The organism is Azospirillum sp. A1-3 (assembly GCF_023806445.1).
Classification (GTDB): Bacteria; Pseudomonadota; Alphaproteobacteria; order Azospirillales; family Azospirillaceae; genus Azospirillum.
In genome coordinates this window covers 1,257,361-1,271,261 of sequence record NZ_JAMSLU010000001.1, presented here as the reverse complement: position 1 = coordinate 1,271,261, position 13,901 = coordinate 1,257,361, and the positions used below count along the sequence as shown (strand labels likewise).

General features: G+C 66.3%; 12 protein-coding genes and 1 riboswitch. Of the genes, 9 read left to right on the top strand and 3 right to left on the bottom strand.

Annotated elements, in window-relative coordinates; genetic code table 11:
• Positions 1 to 13: 13 nt before the first annotated feature.
• Entirely contained in the window at positions 14 to 799 is a 786-nt protein-coding gene (locus M5E06_RS06070) for an amino acid ABC transporter ATP-binding protein (protein ID WP_109152860.1), read from the top strand.
• 162 nt (positions 800 to 961) lie between these two features.
• A complete protein-coding gene (locus M5E06_RS06065; protein ID WP_109152859.1) occupies positions 962 to 2,047 on the top strand; it encodes a pyridoxal phosphate-dependent aminotransferase in 1,086 nt (361 codons plus the stop codon).
• 336 nt (positions 2,048 to 2,383) lie between these two features.
• On the opposite strand, the gene M5E06_RS06060 is transcribed toward M5E06_RS06065, so the two are convergent.
• Positions 2,384 to 2,626: a hypothetical protein gene (locus M5E06_RS06060; protein ID WP_252137517.1), complete on the bottom strand. Its 243-nt coding sequence runs from the start codon at positions 2,624 to 2,626 to the stop codon at positions 2,384 to 2,386.
• A gap of 84 nt (positions 2,627 to 2,710) precedes the next feature.
• Positions 2,711 to 3,688: a 4-hydroxy-3-methylbut-2-enyl diphosphate reductase gene (gene ispH, locus M5E06_RS06055; protein WP_252137516.1), complete on the bottom strand. Its 978-nt coding sequence runs from the start codon at positions 3,686 to 3,688 to the stop codon at positions 2,711 to 2,713.
• A 220-nt stretch (positions 3,689 to 3,908) separates the two neighbouring features.
• Here ispH and M5E06_RS06050 point away from each other — a divergent pair, with 220 nt between their 5' ends.
• From M5E06_RS06050 to gcvPB, 6 genes are all read left to right on the top strand, one after another.
• A complete protein-coding gene (locus M5E06_RS06050) occupies positions 3,909 to 4,445 on the top strand; it encodes a hypothetical protein (protein WP_252137515.1) in 537 nt (178 codons plus the stop codon).
• Between the two features lie 215 nt (positions 4,446 to 4,660).
• Positions 4,661 to 5,845 (top strand): IS4 family transposase, encoded by a 1,185-nt coding sequence (locus tag M5E06_RS06045; protein ID WP_252137514.1) that lies wholly within the window; start codon positions 4,661 to 4,663, stop codon positions 5,843 to 5,845.
• A 119-nt stretch (positions 5,846 to 5,964) separates the two neighbouring features.
• A riboswitch (glycine riboswitch) is annotated at positions 5,965 to 6,080 on the top strand.
• Between the two features lie 171 nt (positions 6,081 to 6,251).
• Entirely contained in the window at positions 6,252 to 7,364 is a 1,113-nt protein-coding gene (gene gcvT / locus M5E06_RS06040; protein WP_252137513.1) for a glycine cleavage system aminomethyltransferase GcvT, read from the top strand.
• A 51-nt stretch (positions 7,365 to 7,415) separates the two neighbouring features.
• Positions 7,416 to 7,790 (top strand): glycine cleavage system protein GcvH, encoded by a 375-nt coding sequence (gene gcvH / locus M5E06_RS06035; protein ID WP_109152854.1) that lies wholly within the window; start codon positions 7,416 to 7,418, stop codon positions 7,788 to 7,790.
• A 1-nt stretch (position 7,791) separates the two neighbouring features.
• Positions 7,792 to 9,150: an aminomethyl-transferring glycine dehydrogenase subunit GcvPA gene (gcvPA, locus tag M5E06_RS06030; RefSeq protein WP_252137512.1), complete on the top strand. Its 1,359-nt coding sequence runs from the start codon at positions 7,792 to 7,794 to the stop codon at positions 9,148 to 9,150.
• The gene (gene gcvPB / locus M5E06_RS06025) at positions 9,147 to 10,718 is read left to right on the top strand and encodes an aminomethyl-transferring glycine dehydrogenase subunit GcvPB (protein WP_252137511.1); all 1,572 of its coding nucleotides are present in this window, start codon (positions 9,147 to 9,149) and stop codon (positions 10,716 to 10,718) included. Before gcvPA ends, gcvPB begins: the two co-directional genes overlap by 4 nt.
• Positions 10,719 to 10,776: 58 nt before the next feature.
• Here the strand turns inward: gcvPB and M5E06_RS06020 are convergent, their stop codons facing one another.
• Positions 10,777 to 10,992 carry a hypothetical protein gene (locus tag M5E06_RS06020; RefSeq protein WP_252137510.1) on the bottom strand — a complete coding sequence of 72 codons (216 nt, stop codon included), beginning with the start codon at positions 10,990 to 10,992 and terminating at the stop codon, positions 10,777 to 10,779.
• Between the two features lie 188 nt (positions 10,993 to 11,180).
• On the opposite strand from M5E06_RS06020, the gene M5E06_RS06015 reads away from it, so the two are divergent.
• Positions 11,181 to 13,826 (top strand): glycosyltransferase, encoded by a 2,646-nt coding sequence (locus tag M5E06_RS06015; RefSeq protein WP_252137509.1) that lies wholly within the window; start codon positions 11,181 to 11,183, stop codon positions 13,824 to 13,826.
• Positions 13,827 to 13,901 lie beyond the last annotated feature (75 nt).

The following is a 13,901-nucleotide window of genomic DNA, read 5'->3' as shown; positions in this document are numbered from 1 at the left end:
GACTAGAAGACCCATGTCCCAGGCCATGTCGCAGGGCACCAAGCCGAAGCACACCCTCAGCGGCGAGGAGATCATCCGCTGCACGGGCGTCAACAAGTGGTACGGCGAGTTCCACGTCCTGAAGAACATCAACCTCAATGTCCAGAAGGGCGAGCGCATCGTCGTCTGCGGCCCGTCGGGCTCGGGCAAATCGACGATGATCCGCTGCCTGAACCGGCTTGAGGAGCATCAGAAGGGCACGATCGTCATCGACGGGATCGAGCTGACCAACAACCTGAAGAACATCGAACTGGTCCGCCGCGAAGTCGGCATGGTGTTCCAGCACTTCAACCTGTTCCCGCATCTGACCGTGCTGGAGAACTGCACGCTCGCCCCGATCTGGGTCCGCAAGATGCCGAAGGCGGAGGCGGAAGAGCGGGCGATGAGCTACCTGACGCGGGTGCGCATCGCCGAGCAGGCCAAGAAATATCCCGGCCAGCTGTCGGGCGGCCAGCAGCAGCGCGTCGCCATCGCCCGGTCGCTGTGCATGAGCCCGAAGGTGATGCTGTTCGACGAGCCGACCTCCGCGCTCGACCCCGAAATGGTCAAGGAGGTGCTGGACGTCATGATCGGGCTGGCCGAGGACGGCATGACCATGCTGTGCGTGACGCACGAGATGGGCTTCGCCAAGTCGGTCGCCGACCGCGTCATCTTCATGGACCGCGGCGAGATCGTGGAGCAGGACACGCCGGACGCGTTCTTCTCCAACCCCAAGTCGGAGCGCACGCGCCTCTTCCTCAGCCAAATTCTAAACCACTGATCCGGGCAGCAGGCCGGCACTTCCGTCCGGCCTGCTATTTGGAAATAAAACACCTCGAGTTGGGGTGCGCGACGCAATGTCCTGTGGCGTCGCGCACCAGTTTGCGGTTCAATCGGTCGCCCGACGTGCTGTTCGACCGATCCGCTTACGGAGACCGAGGTTATGGACCTGCTTAGCCCCCGTCCCAGCGTTGGCCAGATCAAGCCGTACCGTCCCGCTCGCCCGCCTCGCGACGGCCGCCGGTGGATCGACCTGTCGCTGACCCACAATCCGCTCGGACCCAGCCCGCTGGCGCTGGACGCCTATTGCGAGGCGGCCACGCGCATCCATTGCTATCCCGACTGGGATCAGGAACCGCTGCGCCACGCCATTGCGCGCCGTCATTCCATCGACGCCGACCGCATCGTCTGCACCGCCGGGTCGGAGGAACTGATCCATCTGGTCGCCCAGGCCTTCGCCGGCCCCGGTGACGAGGTTCTGTGCCACGAGCGGGGCTATCGCGGATTCCTCAAGGCGATCCGCGCCGCCGGGGCAACCGCAGTCGTGGCCGCGGAGCGCGACATGGTGGTGGATGTGGAGGCGATGATTGACCGCGCCAGCGAGCGCACGAAGATCTGCTTCCTCGCCAACCCCAACAATCCGACCGGTACCTACATTCCAGCGGAGGCGGTGCAGCGACTGCGCGCCGGTTTGCCGTCCACCACACTGCTGGTGCTGGATTCGGCCTATGCCGATTATTGCCGGATGCCGGACTACAGCGACGGCACGGAGATCGTCGAGAATTCCGACAATGTCCTGTTGATCCGCACATTCTCCAAGATGCACGGGCTGGCGGGCTTGCGGGTCGGCTGGGGCTATGGTCCCGCCACGGTGATCGAGGCGGTGAATGCCATCCGCGGTGCCTTCAACGTCTCGCTGCCCGCCCAACTGACCGCCGCCGCCGCTCTCAGCGATGCGGAGCATGAGGAGGCGACCTTTGCCCACAATGCGCGGTGGCTGCCCTGGCTGTCGCGCGAGTTGGAGCGGGTGGGGCTGCGCGTCTATCCCAGCGTTTGCAACTTCGTGCTGGCCCGCGTGCCGACCGATCCGTCGCTCGGCACCCAGGCGGTCATCGACCATCTCGCCCGCCGCGGCATCCTGGTGAAGCCGGTGACCGAGTACGGCCTGTCCGACTGCCTGCGCATCACCATCGGCCGCGAGGAGGAGAACAAGGCGCTGGTGGTGGCGCTGGCGGAGATTCTCGGTTGATCAGGCCGGCCGGAAGCTGCGACGGAACGACGCGAACAGAACGCACGGATTTTCGCCTCTTTTGATGCAGATCAACGAACGGTCTATGCGTTTCCGGATAAGGTCCTTCTTGTCTCTAACCCTCCCTGTATCACTGAGCCGGAGCATCCGCATGGATGTCTCCGGCTTTTTCTTTTCGGCCGGGGGGTGACGGAAAGTGCCTGTCCGTTGACCTGCATCAAGGCGGGAGGGGGTGGATGGGCGTAGACCTCTGACTGTCTCTAACCCTCCCTGTTTCACAGGAGGCCCCGGTTCCGGTGCCTCCTGTTTTTTTGTCCGCGTTTTGGACGGCAACGCCTACGAGGGCGGGCGCGTGCGATTCCAGCGCAGGACCAGCCCGATCACCGACAGCGGCACCACGATGACGGCGCCGATCAGGATGTAGGGCAGGGCCCAGCGGCCGGCGTCGATCATCAGCGCGACGATGTCCTGCACCGTCTGCCAGCTGTTCGTCAGGATGCTGGCCGGATCGATGTGCAGGAACGACAGCACGAAGCCGACGACGAAGCACAGCACCAGCGTCCGAATGATCCAACCCACCAAGGCTTCACCTCACGCTCGTCACGGTGGAGCATGCGCTCCGCCTGAAGCAACGCGCCGCCCCGCGACCGGGTTCCGGCGCCGTCAAACGGCCTCCCGCTCCACCGATAACGCGCGCGGCAGCTTGAAGACGATGTTCTCCGTCGCCGTGCGCAGCTCCTCCACCGTCACGTCGAAACGGGCGCGGGCGGCCTCGATGACCTCCTCCACCAGCACTTCCGGCGCCGATGCACCGGCGGTGATGCCGAGGCGGGCGACGCCGGACAGCGCGTCCCAATCGATGTCGTCGGCGCGCTGGACCAGTTGGGCGGCCGGGCAGCCATGGGTCTTCGCCACCTCCACCAGCCGCTTGGAGTTGGAGGAGTTCGGTGCCCCCAGCACCAGCAGCGCGTCCACCTTCGGTGCGATGGCCTTCACCGCCGCCTGGCGGTTGGTGGTGGCGTAGCAGATGTCTTCCTTCTTCGGCCCGGCGATGGCGGGGAAGCGGGCCTGGAGCGCGGCCAGGATCTCCGTCGTCTCGTCGACCGACAGGGTGGTTTGGGTGGCGTAGGCGAGGTTTTCCGGGTCGCGGACCTCCAGCGTCGCCACGTCGGCCACCGTCTCCACCAGCACCACGGCGCCGTCGGGCAACTGGCCCATGGTGCCGATCACCTCCGGGTGGCCGGCATGGCCGATCAGGACGATCTGCTTGCCTTCGTCGAAATGCCGTTCGGCCTCGCGATGCACCTTGCTGACCAGCGGGCAGGTGGCGTCGAGATAGAACAGCCCGCGCGCCTCGGCCGCCTGCGGCACCGATTTCGGCACACCATGGGCGGAGAAGACCACCGGGCGGCCGTCCGGCACCTCGGTCAGTTCGTCGACGAAGATGGCGCCCTTGGCTTCCAGGCTTTCAACCACGAAGCGGTTGTGGACGATCTCGTGCCGGACATAGACCGGCGCCCCATAGCGGTCGAGCGCCGTCTCGACGATCTGGATCGCCCGGTCCACCCCGGCGCAGAAGCCGCGCGGCGCCGCCAGCAGGATCGTCAAGGCCCGGGTGGCCTGGGGAGAGGTCGTGGTCATATGCGCTGTACCGCCCTTGCGTGGAGTGGGTCGCCCTTAGGTGGTCCTGCGCCAGACGGTCACAAGGGATAGAACCGCCGCGCGGTCTTGTGCCGGTCAAGCTGGGACACTAAAGTCGCGGTCCAACAGCCCGTCAACCGATCAGGCCGAACCGATGGACCGCCGCGACCGTAATATAGGAACCCCCGCCCGGAAAAGCCCGCTGGCGTCCCTCTTTGGGATGGGCCGCCCTGCGCTGCTCGCGGCCGGGGCCGTGCTGGTGCTTTCCGGCTGCTCCGGCCTGGGGATGGGGCCGACGAATCCGTCGGAAGCGGCGCTGGCCTGCCCGAAGGTCAACATCGTCCGCGACCTGCAGGAAGTGACGGTCTTCCGCCCCGGCGGCAAGGACCTGACCGATCTGGAGTCGCGCGCCGCCCTGGTCGATTTCACCGGCAGCTGCGACTACACCAGCAACGGCGTCACCGTGAACGTGAACGTCTATCTAGTGGCCGAGCGCGGCCCGGCCCTTCAGGGCAACACCGCCAAGTACCAGTATTTCGTAGCATTGGCCCAGCCAGACGACACGCTGGTGTCGAAGGCCTATTTCGACACCGACGTGACCTTCGTCCCAGGCCAGCCGCGCGCCGGCACCCGCGAGGAGTTGACGCCGAAGATCCCGCTGCCCAAGGACGCCAACGCCAAGGACTGGAAGATCTATCTCGGCTTCCAGCTGACGCCGGAGCAGCTGAACTTCAATCGGACGCAGATGAAGAAGTAAGGTCGCTGTTGATCGGTGCCTGATCGTTGCCCTTTTTGCCGTCATTCCCGCGAAGGCGGGAATCCAGCCGCATCAAACGCTTGACCTGGAAGCCTGGATCCCCGCCTTCGCGCACTGCTGTCCGGGATTTTTGGATGGATTGAAGCTGCACGGCAGACAAAGCCAGAGTTCTGGCCCAAAATCGCAGTCGCCAAACATAGATTTTGAGGTCTGCCGTGCCGTTCCAAGCTAGCGGATTTTTGCGCCTTGTGGAACCTCTGGACCGTCGTGTGGTGAACGGGATTGTGGCGCGGCACCGTGGCAATCATGGGGTTGGGAGTGGTGACAAGGGCTGGACGTGCCAGCGGCACCTGAAGGCGATGCTTTTCGCCCAGTTCGCCGGGCTGAAGAGCCTTCGCGAGATTGCGGAGGGGTTGGCGGCCCAACCGGCAGGGCTTTACCACACCGGGCTGCGGCCGGTTAGCAAGAGCACGCTCAGCGATGCCTCGGCGGCCCGGCCTGCGGCGGTGTTCCGGGAGATTGCCGAACAGGTCATGGGCGGCTTGGCCCGATCGGCGCGTCAGGAAAGCCGGGAGTTGGTGCGGCTGATCGACGGCTCTGCGATCATGTTGCGGGACCGCCGCTTCAACTGGGCCGAAGCCGATTCGCGCTGCCGTGGCCTGAAGCTCCATCTGGTCTACGATCCGCGGACAGCCACGCCGGTGCATTTTGCCGTGGAAACGCCCAAGCTCAGCGAAATCAAGATGGCGCGACGCCTGCCGTTCGCTGCCGGGGCCACCTATGTCTTTGACAAGGGATACACGGATTACCGCTGGTGGCATGAGATCACCATGGCGCAGGCGCTGTTCGTGACCCGGCTGAAGGCCAATGCACACCGCCGTGTAGAGCGAACCGTGGAGGCGGTTGGCGACAACATCGTGGCGGACCGCCGGGTGAAGGTCGGCCACAAAAAGCCGCGTGGCGGCGCGACCAACCCACTCTACGACGCCGAACTTCGTGAAGTGGTGGTGGCGCGTCCGGATAAGGAGCCACTCCATCTGATCACCAATGATCTTGACCGGACTGCTCAGGAGATCGCCGACCTTTATAAGGAGCGTTGGCAGATTGAGTTGTTTTTCAAGTGGATCAAACAGAACCTGAAGCTGAAGACATTCTTCGGTCGCTCGGAGAATGCCGTCAGAATTCAGATCTACACGGCATTGATTGCCTTCTGCTTGTTGCGGCTGTTCCAGAACACCTACGCCAAAAACCATGTCGGCGGTGCGAAGGCCCTGAAGATCAGGCTCAAGGTTGCACTCTTCGAACCTTTCGACACCACCAATCATTGTCCGACAAGACCACGGCCACCGCAAAAAAGACCGCCAGACCGTCAACTTAGTCTGCCCCTGGCGGAGCCCTGAAAATCCCGGACAGCAGTGCGCCTTCGCGGGGATGACAGCCGACGAGAGCGCGGGCTTGGCACCGGATCCGCTGATTGACAAACCTGTCTAATCGCGACAGTGTGCCGCCATCACGCCGATGATCCCTCGCGGGAGAGATCGCTTGTGAGCTTGTCGTAAATCGACAGGTTCTCAGGCGGCGCCGAAGGAGCAACCGCCCCCGGAAACTCTCAGGCAAAAGGACCGCAAGGGGATAAGGCAACTCTGGAAAGCAGCCTCGGCGCCCAATCGCCGCGACTCACCGAAGGAGTAAACCGGGTGTCCGGCTCGACCGGACGGCGGTGAATCTCTCAGGTCCAAGACAGAGGGGGCAGCTTCCTGCATCGATCCCGATGCGGGCGCTGAAACCTTGTCGGAGGACCCGCGCGTGACCGAGGCCGCAACCGCTCTCAAAACCACCCCGCTGCACGCGCTCCATGTCGAGCTTGGCGCCCGCATGGTGCCTTTCGCCGGCTATGACATGCCGGTGCAGTATCCGCTGGGCATCCTGAAGGAGCACCAGCACACCCGCGAAAAGGCCGGGCTGTTCGACGTGTCCCACATGGGGCAGGTCCGCCTGACCGGCGCCGATCCCGCCGCCGCCCTGGAAACGCTGGTTCCCGGCGACATCAAGGGGCTGGCGCAAGGCCGCATGCGCTACACGCTGTTCCTGAACGAGCAGGGCGGCATCCTCGACGACCTGATGGTGACCAATGCCGGCGACCACCTGTTCCTGGTGGTGAACGCCGCCTGCAAGGAGCAGGACGTCGCCCATCTGCGCGCGAAGCTGGCCGGCAAGGCCGAGGTGGAGTTGCTCGACGATCTGGCGCTGATGGCTCTCCAGGGTCCGATGGCGGCCGAGGTGATGGCCCGCTTCGTGCCGGAAGCCGCCACCATGAAGTTCATGAGCTACCTGTCCGCCACCTTCAAGGGCGTGCCGGTGATCCTGACCCGCTCCGGCTACACCGGCGAGGACGGCTACGAGATCTCCTGCGACAAGGGCGATGCCGAGATGATCGCCCGCGCGCTGCTGGCCGAATCGGAGGTCGAGGCGATCGGGCTGGGTGCCCGCGATTCGCTGCGGCTGGAGGCTGGGCTCTGCCTGTATGGCCACGACATCGACACCACCACCACGCCGGTCGAAGGCGCGCTGGAATGGACGCTGCCGAAGCGCCGCCGCGCCGAGGGTGGCTTCCCCGGTTATGACATCATCCACCGGCAGCTGACCGAGGGCGCCACGCGCCGCCGTGTCGGCATCCAGCCGGAAGGCCGCCAGCCGGCCCGTGAGCACACCGAAATCCAGGATGCCAACGGCAACCGCATCGGCGAGATCACCAGCGGCGGCTTCGGCCCGACCGCCGGCGCGCCGGTCGCCATGGGCTATGTCGACATCGCGAACTCCGCGGTGGGGACGCCGCTGACGCTGATGGTGCGCGGCAAGCCGCTGCCCGCCCGCGTCGCCGCCACGCCTTTCGTGCCGCAACGCTATTACCGGGGCTGACGCCTCTCTTCCTCGACCACAAACAACCTTTTTGATCAGGGATCCTTTCCGATGAGCAAGAAATTCACCAAGGACCACGAGTGGGTTCAGGTCGATGGCGATGTCGCCACCGTCGGCGTCACCGACTTCGCCCAGAGCCAGCTGGGCGACGTTGTGTTCGTCGAGCTGCCCGAGGCCGGCCGCGTGCTGGAGCAGGGCAAGGAAGCCGCCGTCGTCGAATCGGTGAAGGCCGCCAGCGACGTGTACGCCCCGGTGTCGGGCACCGTCGTGGAGGCCAACCAGGCCCTGGTGGACGACCCGTCGATGGTCAACAGCGCCGCCGAGACTGATGGCTGGTTCTTCAAGGTCCAGTTGAAGGACGCCTCCGAGCTCGATGGCTTGATGGACGAATCGGCCTACAAGGCCTTCGTGGAGGAATCCCACTAACATGCGCTATCTGCCCCTGACCGAGGCCGACCGGCAGTCGATGCTGGAGGCCGTCCGCGCAACATCGGTCGAAGACCTGTTCCGCGATGTTCCAAAGGCGGCCCAACTGGCCGGCCCGATCGGGGGCTTGCCCAACCACATGGGCGAGCTTGAGGTCGAACGGCTGCTTGGCTCGATGGCGGCGAAGAACCTGCCGGCGGGATCGGTGCCGAGCTTCCTTGGCGCCGGCGCCTACCGCCACCATGTGCCGGCCACCGTCGACCATCTGGTCCAGCGCGGCGAGTTCCTGACCGCCTACACGCCGTACCAGCCGGAGGTGAGCCAGGGCACGCTGCAGGTCCTGTTCGAATTCCAGACCCAGGTCGCGCTGCTGACCGGCATGGATGTGGCCAACGCCTCGATGTATGACGGCGCCACCTCCTGCGCCGAGGCGGTGATGATGGCCAACCGCGTCACCCGGCGGAAGAAGGCGATCCTGTCCGGCGGCCTGCACCCGCACTACCGCGACGTGACCACCACCGACGCCCGCTTCATCGGCTTCGAGGCGGTGGCTCTGCCGGCCGCCCCGACTGGCGGCGAGGATCTGCTGGCGCTGGTCGACGACAAGACCTCCTGCGTCGTCGTGCAGAACCCCGACGTGTTCGGCCATGTCCGCGACTACACCGATCTGGCCGCGGCTTGCCAAGCCAAGGGCGCGCTGCTGATCGTCGTGGTGACGGAAGCGCTGTCGCTCGGCCTGCTGACCCCGCCGGGCGACATGGGTGCCGACATCGTCGCGGCGGAAGGCCAGTCCTTCGGCAACGCGCTGAACTTCGGCGGCCCCTATGTCGGGCTGTTCGCGGTGAAGGACAAATATGTCCGCCAGATGCCGGGCCGCCTGTGCGGCGAGACGGTGGACGCCGATGGCCGCCGCGGTTTCGTGCTGACGCTCTCCACCCGCGAGCAGCACATCCGCCGCGAGAAGGCGACCTCGAACATCTGCACCAACTCCGGCCTGTGCGCGCTGGCCTTCTCGATCCATGTCAGCCTGCTGGGCGAGGCGGGGATCACGCAGTTGGCCCAGCTGAACCATGCCAAGGCGGTCCAGATGGCCGACAAGCTGGCGGCGGTTCCGGGTGTCGAGGTGCTCAACGACGGCTTCTTCAACGAATTCACCGTGAAGCTGCCGAAGCCGGCCGCTGCGGTGGTCGAGGAGCTTGCCAAGCGCCGCATCCTGGGCGGCGTGCCGGTGTCGCGCCTCTATCCGGGCGAGATGGAGGACCTGATGCTGGTCGCCGTCACCGAGACCAACACCGATGCGGACATGGACGCCTTCGCTGCCGCTCTGACTGAAATTCTTGGATCTGGGGTTCTGGCATGAGCATGAACAACCAGGGCCGTCCCTCGGCCATTCCCGCCGGCAGCGTCGGGTTCGACAGCGTGACCGGCACCGTCACCGGCAACCGTGGCCTCCAGATCGAAGAGCCGCTGATCTTCGAACAGGACAGCGCCGGCCGCACCGGCGTCGACCTGCCCGACGTGCCGAAGGTGGCTTCGCGCCTGGGCGCGGTGAAGCCGCGCGCCAAGGTCGGGCTGCCCGGCCTCGCCGAGCCGCAGGTGGTCCGCCACTACACCCGCCTGTCGCAGAAGAACTACGCCATCGACAGCGGATTCTATCCGCTGGGCTCCTGCACGATGAAGCACAACCCGCGCCTGAACGAGAAGATGGCGCGGCTTGCCGGCTTCTCCGACGTGCACCCGATGCAGCCGGTCAGCACGGTGCAGGGTGCGCTGGAACTGATGGACCAGCTGGCCCATTGGCTGAAAACGCTGACCGGCATGGCCGCCGTGACGCTGGCGCCCGCCGCCGGCGCCCATGGCGAAATGTGCGGCATCATGGCGATCCGCTCGGCGCATGAGGCCAAGGGTGACAGCGGACGCACCAAGATCCTGGTGCCGGAGAGCGCCCACGGCACCAATCCGGCGACCGCCGCCGCCTGCGGCTACAGCGTCGATGCCATCCCGGCGACCGCCGATGGCCGCGTCGATCTGGAGGCGCTGAAGGCGAAGCTCGGTCCCGACGTGGCCGGCCTGATGCTGACCAACCCCAACACCTGCGGCCTGTTCGAACGCGACATCATCGCGATCGCCGAGGCGGTGCATGCGGCGGGCGGTTATTTCTACTGCGATGGCGCCAACTTCAACGCCATCGTCGGGCGGGTGCGTCCGGCCGACCTCGGCATCGACGTCATGCACATCAACCTGCACAAGACCTTCTCCACCCCGCATGGCGGCGGCGGTCCGGGGTCGGGGCCGGTTGTGTTCGCGGAGTCGCTGGCGCCTTACATCCCGGTGCCCTACGTGACGCATGGCAAGGACGGCTTCGCGCTGGTGGAGAACGCCGGCGACGGCCTGGCCTTCGGCCGCATGAAGGCCTTCCACGGCCAGATGGGCATGTTCGTCCGCGCGCTGTCCTACATGCTGAGCCACGGCGCCGACGGGCTGTGGCAGGCGTCGGGCGACGCGGTGCTGAACGCCAACTATGTCATGGCGCGGCTGGAGGACGTGATGACGGCCTCCTTCGAAGGGCCGTGCATGCACGAGTGCCTGTTCGACGACCGCTTCCTGAAGGGGACGGGGGTCACCACGCTCGACATGGCGAAGGCGCTGATCGACGAGGGCTTCCACCCGATGACCATGTATTTCCCGCTGGTCGTCCACGGTGCCCTGCTGATCGAGCCGACCGAAACGGAAAGCAAGGCCAGCCTCGACCAGTTCGTCGACGCGCTGCGCGCGCTGGCCGAGCGGGCGAAATCGGGGGATGTGGCTTACTTCCAGGCTGCTCCGCGCCTGACGCCGCGCCGTCGCCTGGATGAGACGGCCGCCGCCCGCAAGCCGGTCCTGCGCTGGACCCCGCCGGTGCCGGCGGAGGCTCTGGCGGCGGAGTAAGTAAGGGGCTCTGCGTGGAAGCTCCCTCTCCCGCAGTGGGAGAGGGAGCTTCCGCCGCTCACTTGTCGGTCTTGTCGACGTACTTGTCGGCCTTCTTCTGATCCTCGGCGGCTTCGCGGGACATCTCCTCGCCGATCCTGGGGTCGATGCGCTTGGCTTCCTCGATCAGGTCGCGCGCCTTGCGGGGATCGCCGCCGGCGGCCTTGTCCAGTGCCTGCTCGGCCAGATCGTGGGCCTTCTTGTGTTCCGGGCTGTCTTCGTGGCGGGTGGCCATGGGGCGCTCTCCTGTATTTTGGGAGTATGGAACCGGACGTTGTCCAACAGAAGGCGACCGCCAGGGTTCCGCTCTCCGCAGCGCACAAAATTTTTTCGAAGAGCATGGAATAGGGAAGTTAGTCTGCCCGTTTGTGCGGATGTCCGGTGGCGAACGGCCACCCAGCAACAGGGCAACGCGAACTCCCCATGAGCAACCCGAAGAACTCGATCCGGCGCGCAGCCATCGCCGCCGCACTGCTGGCCGTGACCGCCGGCCACGCGTCCTTCTGGTCCTGGCGCAACGCGCCCACGGCGGTGGACGCGGAACCCGGCCGCATCGAATCCGTCTCCTATTCGCCTTCGGGCCGCAATTACGATCCCAACCACCAGCCGATCGTCCCGCGCAAGGACATCGAGAAGGACATGACCGCCATCGCCGGCTTCGCCGATGGCGTCCGTACCTACTCGACGCTGGGCTCGCAGGGCGAGGTGCCGGAGATCGCGGTGTCCAAGGGGCTGGACGTCACGCTCGGCATCTGGCTGAGCAAGGACAAGGTCCGCAACGAGCGCGAAGTCCTGCACGGCATTGCGCTGGCCAAGGAATTCCGCGGCATCAAGCGGATCGTCGTCGGCAACGAGACGCTGCTGCGTGCCGAACTGACCGACGCCGAGCTGGCCGGCTACATCAAGCGCGTGCGCGCCGCCGTTCCGGCTTCGATCAAGGTCGGCACCGCCGACGTGTGGTCGGAGATGGTCAAGGCCGATGCCACGGTGAAGGCGTCCGACTTCATGGGCGTCCACGTGCTGCCCTACTGGGAAGGCGTGCCGGTCACCGATGCGCTGACCTGGATCCGCGACCGGCTTGACACCGTGCGCAAGGCGCATCCGGGCAAGCAGCTGTTCGTGGGCGAGGTGGGCTGGCCGTCGGGCGGCGAGAACTTCCACGACGCCTATCCGACGCCGGAGGCGCAGGCCGCCGTCGTTCGTGGGTTCGCGGCGGAAGCCAACGCTCTCGGCATCCATTACAACGTCGTCGAGGCCTTCGACGGCATCTGGAAGTCGACCATCGAAGGCTCGCCCGGCCCGACCTGGGGCGTGTTGGATGCCGACCGTCAGCCGAAATGGTCGATGACCGGTGCGGTCGCCGCCCCCTATGGCGACCGGGTCGGTGCGGGCGTCGCGCTCGCCGTCGGCCTCGCCCTGTCGGCTTTCGCGGTGTTCCGCCGCCGGACCAACGCCGGTTTTGCGCTGGCCGCCTCGATGGGCGCCAACATCATCGGCTTCGCCATCGGTTCGGCCGTCGCCGGTGCCTTCGCCGAGTATCTGACCTTCGGTGCGCTGACCACCTGGGGCTCCGCCTTCGCGCTGGGCGCCCTGATGATGAGCGTCGCCTTCGCCGATCTGGTGGACGTTGCCCGCCGGCTGCTGACCGGCCGCGCTCCGGCGCTGCTGCCGCATGCCGTGCCCAGCATCGACCACAAGCCGATGGTTTCCATCCACGTCGCCGCCTGCCGCGAGCAGCCGGACGTGCTGAACGCCACGCTGGCCTCGCTGTCGCGGCTGGACTACCCGAACTATGAGGTCGTCGTCCTCATCAACAACACCGAGGAGGAGCATCTCGTCCGCCCGGTGGAGGAGATGTGCCGGGCGCTGGGGCGCAAGTTCAAGTTCCACTGGTACAAGAAGATCTCCGGCTTCAAGGCCGGCGCCCTGAACGCCGCTCTGCGCCACACCGATCCGTCGGCGGAGATCGTCGCCGTGCTGGATGCCGACTACACCGTGTCGCCCGACTGGCTGTCGAAGCTGGCCCCGACCTTCGCCGACCCGTCGGTCGGCATCGTCCAGGCCCCGCAGGAGCACCGCGACGGCCACGAGACGGCGCTGAAGGCCGCCATGACCGCCGAATACCGCCCCTTCTTCGACGTCGGCATGCAGGAAGGCGTGTCGTCCCAGGCCTTCATTTGCCACGGCACGATGATCATGCTCCGCCGCTCGGCGATGGATCAGGTCGGCGGCTGGTCGGAAGCCGGCATCTGCGAGGACACCGAACTGGGCCTGCGCATCCTGTCGGCCGGCTACCGCGCCGCCTACACCGACGAGCGGCTCGGTGCGGGGCTGGCCCCGGACAACTTCATGCAGTTCCGCAAGCAGCGTGACCGCTGGGTGTTCGGTTCCACGCAGATCGTCCGCGCCCACTGGAAGAAGTTCCTGCCGGGTTCGGCCGAGCTGAGCGCGCGGCAGAAGCTGGGCTACGTCACCAACTGGATCCGCTGGTGGTCCGACGCCGTCGGCCTGTTCGCCGCCGCCGCCGCCGTGGTCTGGACCTTCGCCTCGCTGGTTCTGCCGCTGCATCTGCCGCCGGTGGCCGCCACCGCCGCCGTGCTGAGCGCCCTGGTCCTGCGTGCCGGCTCCAGCCTGTTGGCGTCGCGCTATGCCTCCGGCAACAGCTGGAAGGAAAGCCTGGGTGCCTGCGCCGTCGGCATGGCGCTGTCCACCACCGTCGCCCTGGCCGTCATGCGTGGCCTGTTCCGTAAGCAGGACGCCTTCCGGGTGACTGCCAAGGGTGGTAAGCGCACCGCCGGCCGCTTCTGCGCCAAGCCCGAAGCGTGGCTGTCCGCCGCCCTGGTCGCCTCCTCGGCCACCGCCGCCCTGGTCAACCCGCTTGGCACCCTGTCGCTGGAGCTGTGGTCGGTGCTGCTCGCCGCCATGGCGGTGCCGAACCTGATGGCCGTCGCTTTCGGTATCGGTGACATGCTGCCGGTCCGCGAGACCAAGCCGGCGCTGGTCCCCGCCGCCCAGCAGGCCAACACGGCCGGCCAGGAGCAGGGGGCGAACCGTCCGGTCGCGGCGTAAATTTCCTCGGCCATATGCAAAGCACGGCCCCTTTCCCGCCTGCAAGGCGGGGGAGGGGCCGACTTTTTTGGGGGT